Annotated in this window: 11 protein-coding genes, 17 tRNA genes and 2 rRNA genes (1 of these 30 only partly in view); 25 read left to right on the forward strand and 5 right to left on the reverse strand. The window is 41.6% G+C overall.

Annotated features, from left to right (window positions below; all coding sequences use genetic code 11):
- The 19 genes from QUG14_RS21020 to QUG14_RS21110 form a co-directional block, all read left to right on the forward strand.
- A 23S ribosomal RNA gene (locus tag QUG14_RS21020) occupies nucleotides 1–1,408 on the forward strand (it extends 1,529 nt beyond the left edge of the window).
- Nucleotides 1,409–1,483: 75 nt separating this feature from the next.
- A 5S ribosomal RNA gene (rrf, locus tag QUG14_RS21025) occupies nucleotides 1,484–1,599 on the forward strand.
- A 41-nt stretch (nucleotides 1,600–1,640) separates the two neighbouring features.
- A tRNA-Glu gene (locus tag QUG14_RS21030) sits at nucleotides 1,641–1,715 on the forward strand.
- 19 nt (nucleotides 1,716–1,734) lie between these two features.
- Nucleotides 1,735–1,810: transfer RNA gene (locus QUG14_RS21035), tRNA-Val, on the forward strand.
- Nucleotides 1,811–1,845: 35 nt separating this feature from the next.
- Nucleotides 1,846–1,921, forward strand: a tRNA-Thr gene (locus QUG14_RS21040).
- A gap of 71 nt (nucleotides 1,922–1,992) precedes the next feature.
- Nucleotides 1,993–2,068, forward strand: a tRNA-Lys gene (locus QUG14_RS21045).
- A gap of 14 nt (nucleotides 2,069–2,082) precedes the next feature.
- Nucleotides 2,083–2,164, forward strand: a tRNA-Leu gene (locus QUG14_RS21050).
- Nucleotides 2,165–2,200: 36 nt separating this feature from the next.
- A tRNA-Gly gene (locus tag QUG14_RS21055) sits at nucleotides 2,201–2,275 on the forward strand.
- 7 nt (nucleotides 2,276–2,282) lie between these two features.
- A tRNA-Arg gene (locus QUG14_RS21060) sits at nucleotides 2,283–2,359 on the forward strand.
- Between the two features lie 8 nt (nucleotides 2,360–2,367).
- Nucleotides 2,368–2,444 (forward strand) — tRNA-Pro (locus tag QUG14_RS21065).
- Between the two features lie 20 nt (nucleotides 2,445–2,464).
- A tRNA-Ala gene (locus QUG14_RS21070) sits at nucleotides 2,465–2,537 on the forward strand.
- Nucleotides 2,538–2,546: 9 nt separating this feature from the next.
- Nucleotides 2,547–2,639, forward strand: a tRNA-Ser gene (locus QUG14_RS21075).
- Nucleotides 2,640–2,678: 39 nt separating this feature from the next.
- Nucleotides 2,679–2,755 (forward strand) — tRNA-Asp (locus QUG14_RS21080).
- Between the two features lie 48 nt (nucleotides 2,756–2,803).
- Nucleotides 2,804–2,876 (forward strand) — tRNA-Phe (locus QUG14_RS21085).
- A 33-nt stretch (nucleotides 2,877–2,909) separates the two neighbouring features.
- A tRNA-Tyr gene (locus QUG14_RS21090) sits at nucleotides 2,910–2,994 on the forward strand.
- A gap of 60 nt (nucleotides 2,995–3,054) precedes the next feature.
- Nucleotides 3,055–3,130 (forward strand) — tRNA-His (locus QUG14_RS21095).
- A 36-nt stretch (nucleotides 3,131–3,166) separates the two neighbouring features.
- A tRNA-Cys gene (locus QUG14_RS21100) sits at nucleotides 3,167–3,240 on the forward strand.
- 9 nt (nucleotides 3,241–3,249) lie between these two features.
- Nucleotides 3,250–3,323: transfer RNA gene (locus tag QUG14_RS21105), tRNA-Gly, on the forward strand.
- A 5-nt stretch (nucleotides 3,324–3,328) separates the two neighbouring features.
- A tRNA-Ile gene (locus QUG14_RS21110) sits at nucleotides 3,329–3,402 on the forward strand.
- A gap of 138 nt (nucleotides 3,403–3,540) precedes the next feature.
- On the opposite strand, the gene QUG14_RS21115 is transcribed toward QUG14_RS21110, so the two are convergent.
- The 5 genes from QUG14_RS21115 to QUG14_RS21135 all read right to left on the reverse strand — a co-directional run bounded on the left by QUG14_RS21115 (nucleotide 3,541) and on the right by QUG14_RS21135 (nucleotide 9,563).
- Nucleotides 3,541–5,067, reverse strand: coding sequence for a glycine betaine uptake BCCT transporter (locus QUG14_RS21115; protein ID WP_289342384.1), 1,527 nt, complete (start codon nucleotides 5,065–5,067; stop codon nucleotides 3,541–3,543).
- Between the two features lie 60 nt (nucleotides 5,068–5,127).
- Complete coding sequence (locus QUG14_RS21120; protein WP_289342385.1) at nucleotides 5,128–5,793, reverse strand: hypothetical protein; 666 nt, start codon at nucleotides 5,791–5,793, stop codon at nucleotides 5,128–5,130.
- A 295-nt stretch (nucleotides 5,794–6,088) separates the two neighbouring features.
- Nucleotides 6,089–7,618 (reverse strand): alkyl hydroperoxide reductase subunit F, encoded by a 1,530-nt coding sequence (gene ahpF / locus QUG14_RS21125; protein WP_289342386.1) that lies wholly within the window; start codon nucleotides 7,616–7,618, stop codon nucleotides 6,089–6,091.
- Between the two features lie 12 nt (nucleotides 7,619–7,630).
- Nucleotides 7,631–8,194, reverse strand: a complete 564-nt coding sequence (gene ahpC, locus QUG14_RS21130) for an alkyl hydroperoxide reductase subunit C (protein ID WP_289342387.1) — start codon at nucleotides 8,192–8,194, stop codon at nucleotides 7,631–7,633.
- A gap of 340 nt (nucleotides 8,195–8,534) precedes the next feature.
- Nucleotides 8,535–9,563, reverse strand: a complete 1,029-nt coding sequence (locus tag QUG14_RS21135) for a LacI family DNA-binding transcriptional regulator (RefSeq protein ID WP_289342388.1) — start codon at nucleotides 9,561–9,563, stop codon at nucleotides 8,535–8,537.
- A 485-nt stretch (nucleotides 9,564–10,048) separates the two neighbouring features.
- Between QUG14_RS21135 and QUG14_RS21140 the strand changes: the two genes are divergently transcribed.
- The 6 genes from QUG14_RS21140 to QUG14_RS21165 all read left to right on the forward strand — a co-directional run bounded on the left by QUG14_RS21140 (nucleotide 10,049) and on the right by QUG14_RS21165 (nucleotide 16,833).
- Nucleotides 10,049–11,734, forward strand: a complete 1,686-nt coding sequence (locus tag QUG14_RS21140; RefSeq protein ID WP_289342389.1) for an alpha-amylase family glycosyl hydrolase — start codon at nucleotides 10,049–10,051, stop codon at nucleotides 11,732–11,734.
- 12 nt (nucleotides 11,735–11,746) lie between these two features.
- Nucleotides 11,747–13,045: an ABC transporter substrate-binding protein gene (locus tag QUG14_RS21145; protein ID WP_289342390.1), complete on the forward strand. Its 1,299-nt coding sequence runs from the start codon at nucleotides 11,747–11,749 to the stop codon at nucleotides 13,043–13,045.
- Between the two features lie 103 nt (nucleotides 13,046–13,148).
- The gene (locus QUG14_RS21150; protein ID WP_289342391.1) at nucleotides 13,149–14,018 is read left to right on the forward strand and encodes a carbohydrate ABC transporter permease; all 870 of its coding nucleotides are present in this window, start codon (nucleotides 13,149–13,151) and stop codon (nucleotides 14,016–14,018) included.
- Nucleotides 14,018–14,872, forward strand: a complete 855-nt coding sequence (locus tag QUG14_RS21155; protein ID WP_289342392.1) for a carbohydrate ABC transporter permease — start codon at nucleotides 14,018–14,020, stop codon at nucleotides 14,870–14,872. The genes QUG14_RS21150 and QUG14_RS21155 overlap by 1 nt, the downstream gene beginning before the upstream one ends.
- A 33-nt stretch (nucleotides 14,873–14,905) precedes the next feature.
- Nucleotides 14,906–15,964: a zinc-dependent alcohol dehydrogenase gene (locus QUG14_RS21160; protein ID WP_289342393.1), complete on the forward strand. Its 1,059-nt coding sequence runs from the start codon at nucleotides 14,906–14,908 to the stop codon at nucleotides 15,962–15,964.
- 74 nt (nucleotides 15,965–16,038) lie between these two features.
- On the forward strand, nucleotides 16,039–16,833 hold the full coding sequence (locus tag QUG14_RS21165; protein WP_289342394.1) for a sugar phosphate isomerase/epimerase family protein: 795 nt from the start codon (nucleotides 16,039–16,041) through the stop codon (nucleotides 16,831–16,833).
- The last annotated feature ends 2 nt before the right edge of the window (nucleotides 16,834–16,835 follow it).

Raw genomic sequence — 16,835 nt, forward strand, 5'->3', positions numbered from 1 at the left:
TAGGCTGGTAAGTAGGAAAATCCGCTTACCGTAAAGGCTGAGCTGTGATGGCGAGGGAAATATAGTACCGAAGTTCCTGATTCCACACTGCCAAGAAAAGCCTCTAGCGAGATAAAAGGTGCCCGTACCGCAAACCGACACAGGTAGGCGAGGAGAGAATCCTAAGGTGAGCGAGAGAACTCTCGTTAAGGAACTCGGCAAAATGACCCCGTAACTTCGGGAGAAGGGGTGCTTTTTGAGGTGAATAGCCTCGAAGAGCCGCAGTGAATAGGCCCAGGCGACTGTTTAGCAAAAACACAGGTCTCTGCGAAGCCGCAAGGCGAAGTATAGGGGCTGACGCCTGCCCGGTGCTGGAAGGTTAAGAGGAGGGGTTAGCGCAAGCGAAGCTCTGAATCGAAGCCCCAGTAAACGGCGGCCGTAACTATAACGGTCCTAAGGTAGCGAAATTCCTTGTCGGGTAAGTTCCGACCCGCACGAAAGGCGTAACGATCTGGGCACTGTCTCAACGAGAGACTCGGTGAAATTATAGTACCTGTGAAGATGCAGGTTACCCGCGACAGGACGGAAAGACCCCGTGGAGCTTTACTGTAGCCTGATATTGAATTTTGGTACAGCTTGTACAGGATAGGTAGGAGCCTGAGAAACCGGAGCGCCAGCTTCGGTGGAGGCGTCGGTGGGATACTACCCTGGCTGTATTGAAATTCTAACCCGCACCCCTTATCGGGGTGGGAGACAGTGTCAGGTGGGCAGTTTGACTGGGGCGGTCGCCTCCTAAAGAGTAACGGAGGCGCCCAAAGGTTCCCTCAGAATGGTTGGAAATCATTCGCAGAGTGTAAAGGCACAAGGGAGCTTGACTGCGAGACCTACAAGTCGAGCAGGGACGAAAGTCGGGCTTAGTGATCCGGTGGTTCCGCATGGAAGGGCCATCGCTCAACGGATAAAAGCTACCCCGGGGATAACAGGCTTATCTCCCCCAAGAGTCCACATCGACGGGGAGGTTTGGCACCTCGATGTCGGCTCATCGCATCCTGGGGCTGTAGTCGGTCCCAAGGGTTGGGCTGTTCGCCCATTAAAGCGGTACGCGAGCTGGGTTCAGAACGTCGTGAGACAGTTCGGTCCCTATCCGTCGTGGGCGCAGGAAATTTGAGAGGAGCTGTCCTTAGTACGAGAGGACCGGGATGGACGCACCGCTGGTGTACCAGTTGTCTTGCCAAAGGCATCGCTGGGTAGCTATGTGCGGACGGGATAAGTGCTGAAAGCATCTAAGCATGAAGCCCCCCTCAAGATGAGATTTCCCATAGCGTCAAGCTAGTAAGAACCCTGAAAGATGATCAGGTTGATAGGTCAGAGGTGGAAGCGTGGTAACATGTGGAGCTGACTGATACTAATCGTTCGAGGACTTAACCAATTATTAAAGCGAACTCGTTTTACAACTTCTTCTGAAATTATCTAGTTTTGAGGGAATGAAACCTCAATAAAATAGTCTGGTAGCAATGGCGAGAAGGTCACACCCGTTCCCATACCGAACACGGAAGTTAAGCTTCTTTGCGCCGATGGTAGTTGGGACTTTGTCCCTGTGAGAGTAGGACGTTGCCAGGCTAAACCCCTTTGGGGTTTTTATTTTCCCAATTTTTAAGGATGGCCCCTTGGTCAAGTGGTTAAGACACCTCCCTTTCACGGAGGTAACACGGGTTCGAATCCCGTAGGGGTCACCAAAGTTTTTCTTTTTAGCATGGAGGATTAGCTCAGCTGGGAGAGCATCTGCCTTACAAGCAGAGGGTCGGCGGTTCGATCCCGTCATCCTCCACCATAATCATTAAAAAAAGTTTAAATAACATACCATCTGCCGGGGTAGCTCAATTGGTAGAGCAACTGACTTGTAATCAGTAGGTTGGGGGTTCAAGTCCTCTCGCCGGCACCATGCTTCTTGCTTCGTTGATTTACATCAGCGGAAGCATTAAAACTAGTTAAACTTTTAAGAAATAATTGAACGAGCCATTAGCTCAGTTGGTAGAGCATCTGACTTTTAATCAGAGGGTCGAAGGTTCGAGTCCTTCATGGCTCACCATGATTTTTTATTATGCGGGTGTGGCGGAATTGGCAGACGCACCAGACTTAGGATCTGGCGCCGCAAGGCGTGGGGGTTCGACTCCCTTCACCCGCACTTACGTTCTTAACTATTAAACAACTAACTATAGATGCGGAAGTAGTTCAGTGGTAGAACACCACCTTGCCAAGGTGGGGGTCGCGGGTTCGAATCCCGTCTTCCGCTCCATTATATTGCGCCCGTAGCTCAATTGGATAGAGTGTCTGACTACGGATCAGAAGGTTATGGGTTCGACTCCTTTCGGGCGCGCCAAAATAAAACGGGAAGTAGCTCAGCTTGGTAGAGCACTTGGTTTGGGACCAAGGGGTCGCAGGTTCGAATCCTGTCTTCCCGACCATTTAAGACAATTAGCAATATGGGGCCTTAGCTCAGCTGGGAGAGCGCCTGCTTTGCACGCAGGAGGTCAGCGGTTCGATCCCGCTAGGCTCCACTTATATTTGGAGGAATACCCAAGTTTGGCTGAAGGGATCGGTCTTGAAAACCGACAGGCGGGTCATACCGCGCGGGGGTTCGAATCCCTCTTCCTCCTCCATTAATGTAAATTAGTTTTAGAAAAACACTTAAATAAGTTGGTCCGGTAGTTCAGTTGGTTAGAATGCCTGCCTGTCACGCAGGAGGTCGCGGGTTCGAGTCCCGTCCGGACCGCCATTTTTTATATCAGTAGGTATTCTACTGTTGATATAGATATGATTATATGGCTCAGTAGCTCAGTCGGTAGAGCAAAGGACTGAAAATCCTTGTGTCGGCGGTTCGATTCCGTCCTGAGCCATTATTTTTTTTGAACTTTTTTTGTCTTTTATATGGAGGGGTAGCGAAGTGGCTAAACGCGGCGGACTGTAAATCCGCTCCCTCAGGGTTCGGCGGTTCGAATCCGTCCCCCTCCACCAAATTTTATTGTAAAGAAACTAACCAAATTTTTTTCACCTAAGGTGAAAACAGTAATCATGGCGGTTGTGGCGAAGTGGTTAACGCACCTGATTGTGGTTCAGGCATTCGTGGGTTCGATTCCCATCAGCCGCCCCATTTATCTTAATAACTTGAGTTGGCTCTTTACGGTTGGGCAGCATAGCCAAGTGGTAAGGCAGAGGTCTGCAAAACCTTTATCCCCGGTTCAAATCCGGGTGCTGCCTCCAATTTAATGTGCGGGTGTAGTTTAGTGGTAAAACCTCAGCCTTCCAAGCTGATGTTGTGAGTTCGATTCTCATCACCCGCTCCAATTTAGGGCCTATAGCTCAGCTGGTTAGAGCGCACGCCTGATAAGCGTGAGGTCGATGGTTCGAGTCCATTTAGGCCCACTAAGATTCTTGCAGCCAATCCTTTTAGAATAAGTGAAATTCATTCATAAACCCGCCTTTTAAGAAAATAGCTATTTTCTTAAAAGGCGGGTTTTTTGTCTAAATTAGCTTCTGGTTTTAATTACATGTAATGACCCTTTAGGAATGGTGCGCGCTTCTTTTATTTCCTCTTTGTACTTCAACTTCACTTTTTAACCCTTTCACTAATGAGAAGCACATGACAATCATGATGATTGCAAAGGGCAGGGCTGCTGCAATGGAAGCAGTTTGCAAAACGTTCAACCCTCCAGCCAAAAGCAATACAGCAGCCAAAGCGGATTGAATGACACCCCATGTCATTTTAATTTTATTGGAAGGATTTAATGTACCGCCTTCACTTAGCATTCCTAATACAAAGGTGGCTGTATCAGCGACGGTTATATAATAAATCGCAACAACAGCAAATCCTAAAATACTTAACACAGAACTTAATGGTAGATAATCAAAGAATGTAAAGATCGACAATGAAACATTCTCGGTAATATTTTTTGCTAGGTCATGGTTGTCTTTGTTTTGAACCAAGTCAAGGGCTGAGCCGCCGAAGATGGACATCCAGATACAGGTTCCGAGGGTAGGAACAACCAGCACGCCAATAACAAATTCTCTTACTGTTCTTCCTTTTGAAACCCTGGCGATAAACATGCCAACAAATGGTGCCCAGGCAATCCACCATGCCCAATAAAAAAGTGTCCAGGAGGCAATCCATTCGCCTTCACCAAAGGGCTTTAATCTTAAACTCATATGTATAAAGTCACTAATATAAAGACCCGTTGTATTAAAAAAAACTTTAATGACAGTCAGAGTTGGACCAACGATTAGAATCAGCAGCATAATCAAAAAAGAGAGGAGCATCGCCGCATTGGATAAGTATTGGATCCCCTTTTCTAATCCTGTATTGATGGAGATAATAAATATTACGGTTGCGACAACGATCACAATCATTTGGACATATAACTGATTAGGAACACCGAATATGTCATGCATTCCGGAGGTTACCTGCATCGCACCAAGACCTAATGATGTTGCGATACCAAAGACTGTTGCAAAGATGGACAGGATATCGATTGTTTTTCCAATCGGTCCGTAAATCCTATCCCCCAAGATTGGATGGAAGGCAGAACTTATAGCCGCAGGCAGCCTTTTGTTATATTGAAAGAAGGCAAGAGCCAGACCTATTACTGTATAAATGGCCCATGGATCAAGGCCCCAATGAAAAAAGGTATATTTCATCGCCGTATTGGCTGCGTCCACCGTATAAGCCTCTCCATAAGGAGGAGATGTATAATGAGTGACAGGTTCGGCTACACTCCAGTACACAATTCCGATTCCCATCCCCGCACCGAATAACATGGCAAGCCAAGATGCAGTGTTAAAATCTGGTCTGTCTGTTTTCTTGCCAAGCCGAATATCACCATATTTAGAGAACAATAAATAGATGGAAAAGATAACAAAGAATAGGGTAGCTCCAAGATACACCCATCCAAGATAATCGATTGAACCATTATAGATAATATCGGTAACTTTGGCGAGATTATCGGTAAAAAAGACTCCCCAAACAATAAAAATGAGCGTTAGTAATAATGAAATAATAAACACACTGTTTCCTATTTTCAATTTGCTAAGCATAGAAACCTCCTTGTAAAGCATGGTGTCAGGTAATTGATTGGTAGAAAGGATGGGTAGTCATCACTTATCAAGAAGGTTATATAGATATTCCCACTTTTCACTGTTCATCAACTCATCCTGGGTAATTTCTAATCCGCCTCCAAGGTAAACGGTTTGGTCTTTAGTTGCGACCACCATTGCTTCTAAAATTGAGTCATTGTCTTTCTTTTTGTATATGTCTCCTATTGTTGGCAGTAGTTCACTGCTAGGATTACCTATAGTTCCGGCGACCGAAAAGTTCTCGTCTTCACCAACCGCCTTGTCTTTATAATCGATGGGAGTATTGCCAGCAGCGCGGCCGGGTACCATTACTAAATACTCATTATGTTTGACTCCATGAGAATTGCCTGTTATAACCCCTTTATTATCCGCTGTTTCAACCAGTTCAATTTCATTTAAAGAATAGGTATCGAGGGAATCGGGCATTGGATTGTTTATTAAAATATAATCTCCTGCTTCTGCTTTTCGGTCATTTCTAAGCGTATATGCCTTATGATTAAAAATAAAGCTGTCATTTTCGTTTGGCTTGTATTTTTCAACACTTGCGGCATTGGTGATATGCTGTGTTAAATCTCTAAGCTTAATAAGATGCACGGAAAGTTTATACATGGGTTTTACGCCATATACCTTATGTAATTCATTGTTATAATAAACAAATTGCCCTTTTCTTACTTGATACAGTTTCACGGATCAATCTCCCTTCAACAACTATTTTTAGTACTCGAAGAAATTTATTCTATTAAAATAGGTTGTCTAATAATGGAAAGTCTATTCTGAATTAGAAGGGATGGACAGGAATAGAAGAAATAGGCTTTAACCTGCTGAATTGAGGTATCATTCAGCCTAGGTAGAAGGAAAGAGCCAGAGATGCACAAAAAAGCCGCTGCCTATCGGTAAGGATAGTCCAGCGACTTTCTTTGTAAAATTATTGCGTAATAAAAGTTGAGTTACCACGGTAAAACTGCCTAAAAACGATTGTTCATTAATTCCGAATCAGGTAATCAAACGCACCTAATGCTGCAGTAGCACCTGAACCCATAGAAATAATAATTTGCTTATAAGCACTATCAGTACAGTCACCAGCAGCAAATACTCCTGGAATACTAGTAGCACCATGCTTGTCTACAATGATTTCTCCCATACGAGTGCGTTCAAGGGTACCCTCTAACCAGTCGGTGTTTGGAACAAGACCGATTTGAACGAAAATACCTTCTAACTCAATATGCTTAACTTCTTCAGTTTCACGATCCATATAGGAAATACCATTTACTTTATCAGTACCGGTAATTTCTTTAGTTTGAGCATTAAGTATAACAGTCACATTTGGCAGGCTGTAAAGACGATCCTGCAGCACTGCATCAGCTTTTAGTTCTGCTGCAAACTCAAGAACGGTTACATGCTTGACGATTCCTGCAAGGTCGATTGCTGCCTCAATACCGGAATTACCGCCGCCAATAACAGCTACGCGTTTTCCTGCAAACAATGGACCATCACAGTGTGGACAATAGGCTACACCTTTGTTCTTGAACTCAGCCTCACCCGGGACGCCAACATTACGCCAGCGAGCTCCAGTTGAAAGGATGACGGTTTTACTTTTTAGAACCGCACCGTTTTCGAGTTCAATTTCCACAAATTCATTCTTTTCTAACCGCTTTGCACGCTGAAGATTCATGACATCAATGTCGTATTCTTTGACGTGCTCTTCAAGACTTGCTGCCACTTTAGGGCCTTCCGTATATTTCGTACCGATAAAGTTCTCGATACCCATTGTATCCATAACCTGACCGCCAAAGCGTTCAGCGACGATACCTGTACGAATACCTTTACGGGCGGCATAAATCGCTGCACTTGCTCCAGCTGGACCACCACCAACAACTAACACATCAAATGGTTCTTTTTCAGAAAGCTCGGAAGCGTCTGTACCAGAACCCATTTTAGCAAGGATTTCTTCAATCGTCATACGGCCGCCGCCAAAGTTTTCCCCATTAAGGAAAACAGTTGGTACTGCCATGATGTTCTTGCTTTCAACCTCAGATTTGTAAGCTGCACCATCAATCATGGTATGAGAAATACCAGGGTTGAGGACGCTCATGATGTTTAAGGCTTGTACAACATCAGGACAGTTGTGGCAAGTTAAGCTGATATAAGATTCAAAGTGATATTCACCTTTGATTGCTTTAATTTGATCAATTACCTTTTGGTCAACCTTTGGTGCTCTTCCGCTCACCTGCAGAAGTGCCAATACTAATGAAGTGAATTCATGTCCTAGAGGAATACCAGCAAACGTTACTCCAGTGTCTTCGCCGATACGATTTACACTAAAGCTTGGTGTTCTCTCTAGTTCTGTTTTTTCAACCTTAATGTTAGAAGACATGGTTGCCAATTCATCTATTAAAAGCAACATGTCACGAGATACGTCATCGGTTCCTGCGCTGACTTTAAGAAGGATATCTCCTTCCATTAGTTGAAGATACTGGGATAACTGAGCTTTTATATCTGCATCTAGTAACATTTTATCGACTCCTTAAATTTTTCCTACAAGGTCAAGGCTTGGCTTAAGTGTTGCAGAACCTTCTTGCCATTTAGCTGGGCAAACTTCACCTGGATTGTTGCGAACATATTGTGCTGCTTTGATTTTGTTTACAAGCGTGCTTGCGTCACGGCCGATACCGTCTGCATTGATTTCCATAGCTTGTACAATACCATCTGGATCGATGATGAACGTTCCGCGTTGTGCAAGACCTTCTTCTTCGTCTAGAACATCAAAGATACGAGAAAGCTTTTGAGAAGGGTCACCAATCATAATGTATTCGATTTTGCCGATTGTTTCGGATGTATCGTGCCATGCTTTATGTGTGAAATGTGTATCAGTAGAAACAGAATATACTTCTACACCAAGATCTTTTAGCGTTGCGTATTCGTTTTGTAAGTCTTCTAATTCAGTAGGGCATACGAATGTGAAATCCGCTGGGTAAAAGCAAACAACACTCCATTTACCTTTAAAGTTAGCTTCGCTAACACTGATGAAATCTCCGTTAAAATAAGCTTTTGCGTTGAATGCTGATACTTCTTTACCGATTAATGACATTATATATTTCCTCCTAAAATTTGTTAGGAAAAATTGAACTGCATTTTTCCCTGGTTGTGAGAACTATTCACAACAAATAGTAATAACTAAATTAGAATAATTCTAATACAATGCTTATTATCATATAAAAGCACCCATCTTGTCAACCAATATGTTTTATTTTTTCCATGCTTTGTTTCATGGTGATTCCATATCATGTGATCACCCCATATCTCATCAGCAAATTCTCAAATAAGACTGTTTTTCTCATTAAAAAAGCGAATTAGAAAATAAAGTGGGAGGGACCGTGTAATCTCCCTTATACGCAAAAAGCCAATGGGAATGAAATCCATTGGCTTTTTTAACTATTATAAGTGAATTTTTTTAGAACGGAATCTTGAATTACTTTTTCTGTCTTAATGATGGTATGCGCTTCCTCAGGCTTATTTTTTCTAATAATAGTAAAGAGGAGGTCTGCCCCAGTTTCTCCTAGCTTTCTGACCGGTATTTCTACACTAGTCAGGGAAGGGGTCAGAAAGGGAATAAAACTCGAATTACTGTAACCCACAACGGATAGATCCTGTGGAATGGAAACGCCGAGTTCTATTGCCGTTTTATAAATGCTGATCACTTTTAAATCATCAGTGGCCAACACTGCTGAAGGGCGGTTTGCTCCTAAAATCAGCTTCCTGGCTGCAAGGCTGCCTGTTTCTACGTTGTAACCGCCGTCAATCATCCATTCTTCCTGTACTTGCAATTGATGATCCTCCATACAAGCTTTATAACCATTTAGACGATCTATGGAAACATGGTATTCAAGTGGAGAGTGTACACAGGCAATCTTTTTGTGACCTTGTTGGATTAAATATTTTGTTATCTCATAACTGTCATGATAGTTATCGGTATCTACAGAAAATATATTGTTATAGGTACCGTCGACTTTACCAATGACGACGATTGGAATATTAAAAACATCGAGCTGTTTGAACAATTCTTCATTAATAGGAGAACTCAACATGATGATTCCTTTAATCATTTTTCCTTTTATTTTGGCGATGCACTTCTCCAGTTCATCCCTGCTATTTTTTGCGGTTTGCAGGATGACATCGAAATTTTCTTCTTCCGCTTTTTCTGCTACCGTCTGGAGGATTTCTGAGAAAAATGGATTGTTTGCTGTCGTCTTTGCAGACCGAGAAACAACCATGATGGCATCAAAACTGGAGGATAGAGCCCTGGCCAATTTGCTAGGCTGGTAATTCAATTCTTCAATTGCTTTAATGACACGATTTCTAGCATCTTCAGAAATATTACTCTGATTATTCAATACACGGGACACGGTTGATTTAGAAACATTTGCAACCCGGGCAATATCATATATGGTGTAGCCCAATAAAGCTCCTCCTCTCAAGATGATTTACAAGATATAACTGAATCTGATTACATATATAATCACTTTATCTCATTAATTTAGTCAATATACAAATTATATGGGTGAAATTTGAATCAATCAACAAAAATTTAGTATTTACGATTAATAGTTTTTACCAATAAATTTTGCACATAATTGGTTTGACAGAAAGGGTTTTCTATAATATATTTAACACGTGGGAGCGGTACCAGTAAAGTTTAATCTATTTTTTTTAGTAGATTTGGGAGCGGTACCACCTAAACATGTTATTTTTTTTGGTTAATATGGGAGCGGTACCACATGTGTGAAAGGTATCTCAGATTGGTAATTCTTTTACGTTATGGGCAGCGTTTCGAAAACTTATATATACTAGTTTTATTGATAAAGTAATTACTTATGAAACTATCTTTCAATGAACATGGTACTTTTTTTGCTCAATATGGGAGCGGTACCAATAGGAGGAGTCTATGAAAACGATTAAAGAAAGACTTTCATTTATTTATGAGGATCATGATGTTGATTCACTTTGGACAAGCATTGAGGAGCGTATGGCAAAAACAAAGGCGCTACCACTTAAGGCAAGAAAACAAAACTGGGATCAACGCGATGTGTTTCTCATTACATATGGCGACCAATTTCAGGAAGTAAACCAACCTACGCTAAACACTTTTAAAAAGATGTTTGATAAGTACTTAGCGGATAAATTTGAGATTGTACATTTACTGCCTTTTTATCCATACTCGTCGGATGACGGTTTTTCCGTTATTGATTACAAGAAGGTAAATCCTGTCTTGGGTGATTGGGAGCAAATTAATGAGCTTTCAGGTGCTGCTCGGATTATGTTTGATGATGTATGTAACCATATCTCTGCCAAGAGTGAATGGTTTCAAGAATTCCTAAAAGGGAATCCGGAATATGAAAATTATTTCATTGATATGAATCCAACGATTGATTTGAGTGCAGTTACAAGACCGAGGGCTCATCCGCTGTTAACTAAATTCATTTTAGAAAATGGAATAGAGAAGAATATTTGGACAACCTTCAGTGAAGATCAGATTGACTTGAACTTTGCTAATCCTCAGGTGTTGCTCGAGATGATTGATGTATTGCTCTTTTACATTGAGCAAGGAGCAGAATATATTCGGTTGGATGCAATCGGATTCTTGTGGAAAGAGGCTGGTACGACAAGTATCCATCTCGAAAAAACCCATGAAATTGTGAAGATTTTCCGCTCGATTGCGGATGAAGTTGCGAAAGGGACAGTGCTCATTACGGAAACAAACGTCCCACACAAAGATAATATTTCTTATTTTGGAAATGGTAATGATGAGGCACATATGGTTTACCAATTCCCGCTGCCGCCACTTGTTCTTTATTCTATCCATAATGGTAATGGAACGGCACTTTCAAAGTGGGCAAGGGAGCTTTTGCCAACCGGGCTGGATACAACCTTTTTCAATTTCCTCGCATCCCATGATGGGATTGGGGTAAATCCGATACGCGGAATCATTCCGGAAGAAGAGATTCTGTCGATGATCGAAGATTTGCAAAAAGAAGGGGCTTTGGTCAACTATAAGAAAAATCCAGATGGGACCCAGAGCCCGTATGAAATTAATGTCACTTATCTTGATGCGTTAAATTTACAATCAGACGATGATGATGTTCGTGTGAAAAGGTTTCTAGCTGCCCATTCAATTCTGCTAGCCCTTCCTGGAGTACCGGCTATCTACGTTCAAAGTATACTTGGTTCACGGAATGACGTGGAGGGTGTTGCAAGAACAGGGATGAACCGCTCGATCAATCGCCAAAAATACACGATGTCTGATATCGAAAATGAGTTAAATAATCCGGATACCTTACGGAATAAAGTCTTCACTGAATTAACCAAGATCATCGCAGTCAGGAAAGAAGAAACGCTTTTCCACCCGAATACTAGAATGGAAGTCCTTGATTTGGGAGAGAAATTATTCGCTTTTAAACGGGTGAATGACAAGGAAGAAAGCCTTTTAGCCATCATTAACCTAACGAATGAATTGGTAGAATGTGACCTAACAGGAAGCTTCTTTGATACTATTTCTGGTGAAAAAATAAATTGTGAACATTCCATTTCATTAGAACCATATCAATTTGTTTGGCTGAAGCCAGCTGATTAGGAGGAAAGAGCAATGATAAAAAAAGGATTGTTCGCATTCATTATGTTGTTTGTAACAGCAGCTTTAACTGCTTGTGGCAACGGAAATGAAAATGATGGAAAGACAACAATCGAATTTATGCATTCATCTGTTGAACAGGAACGCCTGGCTGTTATTAATGAATTGGTTGCAAAGTTCGAGAAAGAAAATCCAGACATTAAAATCAAGCAAGTTCCAGTTGAAGAAGATTCTTTTAATACAAAAGTTGTCACGTTGGCAAGTGCAGGGGTCCTTCCGGCAGTTATTGAAGTAGGACAAGACTATGCAAAAGTAATGGATAAGGACGAACTTATCGACAAAGATGCTGTAAAAAGTGTTCTCGATCAAGTAGGTCATGATCACTTTTATGACGGTGCATTGAAATTAGTGAAAACAGAAGATGGCAAAAGTTTCACTGGGGTACCAATCAGTGGTTGGGTACAAGGCATTTGGTACAACAAAGAAATGCTTGCTTACAAAGGATTTGAAGAACCGAAAAGCTGGGATGAAGTATTAACGATCGCTAAGGCATTTACAGACAGCAGCAACAAAAAGTACGGAATTGCCTTACCAACTGTTGAAGGTGGATTTTCTGAGCAGGCATTTTCTCAATTTGCCCTTTCTAACAATGCGAATGTCCTAGATCGAGAAGGTAAACTGAATATGAATACACCCGAAATGAAAGAGGCATTGATTTTCTATCAAGAATTAGCAAAGTACACAATGCCTGGCTCTAACGATGTAACCGAAGTTAAGGATGCCTTCATGAACGGATCAGCTCCAATGGCGGTTTACTCAACCTATATTCTTCCAGCTGTATATGAACAAGGTAATTCAGCGAATATTGGTTTTGCGATACCAACTGAAGAAACAAAAGCTGTATATGGAACCGTATCTGCACTGACTATTTCCTCAGGTTTAGAGGATGAGCAAAAAACAGCAGCAAAGAAATTCGTTGAATTTGTGGCTCAACCGGAAAATATGACGAGATGGGTATTAATGTCACCAGGCGGCGCCCAACCAGTTAGCAAACTCGTTGTCGAGAATGAAGTTTATCATGCAAACGATGTCGTGAAATCCTTTGGTGAGCTTTCAACCGAAATTGCAGCATCTTTCGATGATGTTCAAATGTTTGGATTAGTTGAAGGAAAGAACTTCCTGAAAATGGGGGATGTTACAAGTTCAGGCGCAATTCCTAAATTAATCAATTCTATAACGGTTGGTGAAAAGAAAGTGAACAGTGAACTGAAAAAAGCTGATAAAGCTATTTCGGAAATTTTAAAAGAAAAATAATTTGAATATAGGGGGATCCCCTGCAAAAAGATCCCCTCCTACTGGCAATCTTGTAGAAACAATACATGAAATAAAACATTTTACTATTAATTAGGGGGGTACCATGAAAACCATTAAAAGGGAGAAATCAGATTTAAAATTAGCAATGGTCTTGCTTTTTCCAAGTATCTTCTTGGTGCTGTTGCTTGTTGCGTACCCGATGATCTCCAATATCCAGATTAGCTTCTTTGACCAACCAATAAACCAGAGATTGAGTGCAACCTTTGTTGGTATTGAAAATTACATTTCAATTTTGTCAGATGGAGCGTTTTTTCAATCACTAGGCATTACTCTTTTGTATATGATTTTCGCCGTGGCAGGTAGTACGGCTCTGGGTTTGGGTGTAGCCATCTTCTTTAATCGGCCATTTAAATTCCGGAAACTTTCCCGGTCGTTAATCATTTTGTCCTATGTTACACCCTCCATTTCCTTGGTGTTTGCATGGAAATACATGTTCAATAATAGTTATGGTGTGGTGAACTACTTAGTTGTAGACGTTTTTAACCTGGCTGACAAGGCTCCGCTATGGTTTGATAATCCGGTAAGCAGCTTTATTCTAGTGGTAATTTTCGCTATTTGGAGATATTTTCCTTATGCATTTATTTCCTTTTTAGCAATTCTTCAAACAGTTGATACATCCATCTATGAAGCAGCAGAAATTGACGGGGCATCTGCTTGGGAAAAATTTAAAATTGTTACCCTCCCGGCCATTATGCCAGTGCTTATCACAGTGATAACATTGCGTTCGATTTGGTTATTCTATATGTTTACGGATGTTTTCCTACTTACAAACAAAGTGGACATTTTGGGGATTTACTTGTATAAAACAGCATTTGCCTTCAATGATCTTGGCAAAGCTGCATCTATTTCTGTTATTCTGTTCATCATCTTATCCCTTGTAATTATCGCAACACGAAAGCGGGTGAAATACTAATGGCAATGGCCAGAAGTAAAAAGAATCAGGTAATTAAAACAGTTGGATTTTACACGGGGCTAATCGTCCTGTTAGCGATATCCCTTTTTCCATTTTTCATTATGCTGATGACATCCTTTAAGTCTACAGAAGAAGCTGTTTCAACCAGTCCGACGCTTTTTCCAAAAGAGTGGACGTTCAAGCATTTTGTCGATATTTTTAATCCGGTTATTTTTCCATTTCTATCCTATTTTAAAAATAGCTTAGTCGTCGCACTGACGGCAGCAGGACTAGCCGTTTTCATTGGAATCTTTGGTGCTTACGCTCTTTCAAGGCTGAAGTTTATGGGGAGAACAACGATCAATGCAAGTTTTTATACGGTGTATATGTTTTCAGGTATCTTGCTAGTTGTTCCATTGTTCAAAATTATTTCCGGACTGGGTCTGTACGATACGAAAACAGCGTTAATTATTACGATGATCGTTCAGACACTGCCAACAGCAATTTTTATGTTAAAAAGCTATTTCGACACGATTCCAGAAGAATTGGAAGAAGCAGCCAGTATTGATGGTTTAAATCGTATTCAAATTATATTCAAAATCATTATTCCGTTATCTTTATCTGGGATTATCTCAGTATTTGTTTATTCCTTTATGGTTGCATGGAATGATTACTTGTTTGCCTCGATTTTCTTGTCAGACTCGTTGAATTTCACCTTGCCAATCGGATTGAACACTTTATTCAGCACACCGGACTATGTATGGGGCCGAATGATGGCAGCATCACTGATCACAGCACTGCCAGTTGTCATTATGTATTCCATTTCTGATTACTTTATTAAAGGCGGCGCAACTGAAGGCGGAGTAAAAGGATAATATATTAAAAATAATGAAAGAGGTACTATCGATATGAAAAAGCTAATTGCTGCAGCACCTAGAGAAGCTGCATTGGTGGAATATGAAGATCGTGAAATTAAACCGAATGAAGTCAAAATAAGTGTTGAATTTGCTTCACCTAAACACGGGACGGAAGTAGTAGATTTCCGCGGAATCACTCCGTTTATGGATGAGGATTTCAACGAAGATTGGCGCATGTTTATGCCCCGCGAAGAAGGCTCTAAACCAGGGATTGTGTTTGGTGAATTTCAGCTTGGGAACATGGTCGTAGGTAAAATCGTTGAAGTTGGAAGCGAAGTGACGGACTACAGAGTAGGGGAAAATGTATGTACGTATGGACCAATTATGGAAACTGTGATTGTGAATGCCGTTGATAATCACCGCCTGCGCAAAATGCCAGAGGGTGGAAAATGGCAAAATGCCGTTTGCTACGATCCAGCGCAATATGCGATGGCAGGCGTTCGTGATGCCAATGTTCGTGCTGGAGATTATGTAGTCGTTGTCGGACTAGGGGCGATTGGCCAAATCGCGATACAGCTTGCAAAAAAAGCAGGAGCGGGAATTGTGATTGGGGTTGACCCATTGGCTAACCGCTGTGATATTGCACTTCGTAATGGAGCTGACTTCTGTTTTGATCCAACGTCTTGTGATGTTGGCTATGAAGTGAAAAAGCTGACGAATAAATTGGGCGCTGATTCCATTATTGAAACAAGTGGAAACGCGGCTGCACTTCAAGCTGCATTAAAGGGTATTGCTTATGGCGGGACGATTTCATATGTCGCTTTTGGAAAACCACTTCCTGCAGGGTTGAATTTTGGGCGTGAAGCGCATTTTAACAATGCAAAGATTATTTTCTCTCGTGCTGCAAGCGAACCTAACCCTGATTATCCGCGTTGGAATAGAAAACGGATTGAAGATACGTGCTGGGAATTGTTGATGAACGGTTATCTAAATTGTGAGGATATAATTGATCCGATTGTCTTCTTTGAAGAAAGTGCAGAAGCGTATATGGAATTTGTTGATCAACGACCGGAGTTAAGCATCAAAATGGGAATTAGATATACCAAGTAATAAATGTGTGCCGCCTTTCATCAGGGGGCCACTGCATAGTAGGAACATCAATCTCTTTCAGGGAGGAATAGACGATGAAACTTGGAACGCAAAATCAAAACTTTTTTCCTGAGAATATTAAGGAAAAGTTCCAGTATATAAAAGAAATCGGCTTCGAAGGCTTTGAAATCGATGGGAAGCTGTTAGTAGACCATTTGGAGGAAGTAAAAGAAGCGATTGTGGAAACAGGTATCCCGGTTACCACTGCATGTGGTGGTTACATTGGATGGATTGGTGATTTTATCGAAGAGCGCAGGCTTAATGGGTTGGCAGAAATCAAACTAATTCTTGAAGCGCTCAAAGAAGTAGGCGGAAAAGGAATTGTTGTTCCGGCTGCATGGGGAATGTTTACTTATCGCCTGCCGCCAATGACTTCACCAAGAAGCCAGAACGGTGACCGAAAAGCTGTAACGGAATCTCTTGTTTATCTTGATAAAGTAGCGGAAGAAACAGGGACAACGATTTTCCTTGAGCCATTGAATCGCTATCAGGACCATATGATTAACACACTGGCAGATGCGCGAAACTACATTGAAGAAAATGAATTAAAGAATGTAAAAATCATTGCGGATTTCTATCATATGAACATTGAAGAAGATGATATTTCTGAAGCCTTGCACCAAAACCGTGATCTAGTCGGCCATATTCATCTTGCCGATAACCACCGTTACCAGCCGGGCAGCGGTTCACTTGATTTCAAGAAACACTTTACCACTTTAAAAGAAGATGGCTATGAAGGTTTTCTAACCATTGAATGCCGTGTCAGAGGCAACGACCTTGATGCTGAATACAGACAGGCAGTAAAACACTTAAGAGAATCCTTACGTTAAAA

This window comes from Neobacillus sp. CF12, from assembly GCF_030348765.1.
GTDB lineage: Bacteria > Bacillota > Bacilli > Bacillales > Cytobacillaceae > Neobacillus.

What these genes read in the sequence shown, in the direction of transcription:
- QUG14_RS21115 (WP_289342384.1), bottom strand. Translation starts at nt 5,067, where the DNA reads ATGCTTAGCAAATTGAAAATAGGAAACAGTGTGTTTATTATTTCATTA.
- ahpF (WP_289342386.1), bottom strand. Translation starts at nt 7,618, where the DNA reads ATGTTACTAGATGCAGATATAAAAGCTCAGTTATCCCAGTATCTTCAA.
- ahpC (WP_289342387.1), bottom strand. Translation starts at nt 8,194, where the DNA reads ATGTCATTAATCGGTAAAGAAGTATCAGCATTCAACGCAAAAGCTTAT.
- QUG14_RS21140 (WP_289342389.1), top strand. Translation starts at nt 10,049, where the DNA reads ATGAAAACGATTAAAGAAAGACTTTCATTTATTTATGAGGATCATGAT.
- QUG14_RS21145 (WP_289342390.1), top strand. Translation starts at nt 11,747, where the DNA reads ATGATAAAAAAAGGATTGTTCGCATTCATTATGTTGTTTGTAACAGCA.
- QUG14_RS21150 (WP_289342391.1), top strand. Translation starts at nt 13,149, where the DNA reads ATGAAAACCATTAAAAGGGAGAAATCAGATTTAAAATTAGCAATGGTC.
- QUG14_RS21155 (WP_289342392.1), top strand. Translation starts at nt 14,018, where the DNA reads ATGGCAATGGCCAGAAGTAAAAAGAATCAGGTAATTAAAACAGTTGGA.
- QUG14_RS21160 (WP_289342393.1), top strand. Translation starts at nt 14,906, where the DNA reads ATGAAAAAGCTAATTGCTGCAGCACCTAGAGAAGCTGCATTGGTGGAA.
- QUG14_RS21165 (WP_289342394.1), top strand. Translation starts at nt 16,039, where the DNA reads ATGAAACTTGGAACGCAAAATCAAAACTTTTTTCCTGAGAATATTAAG.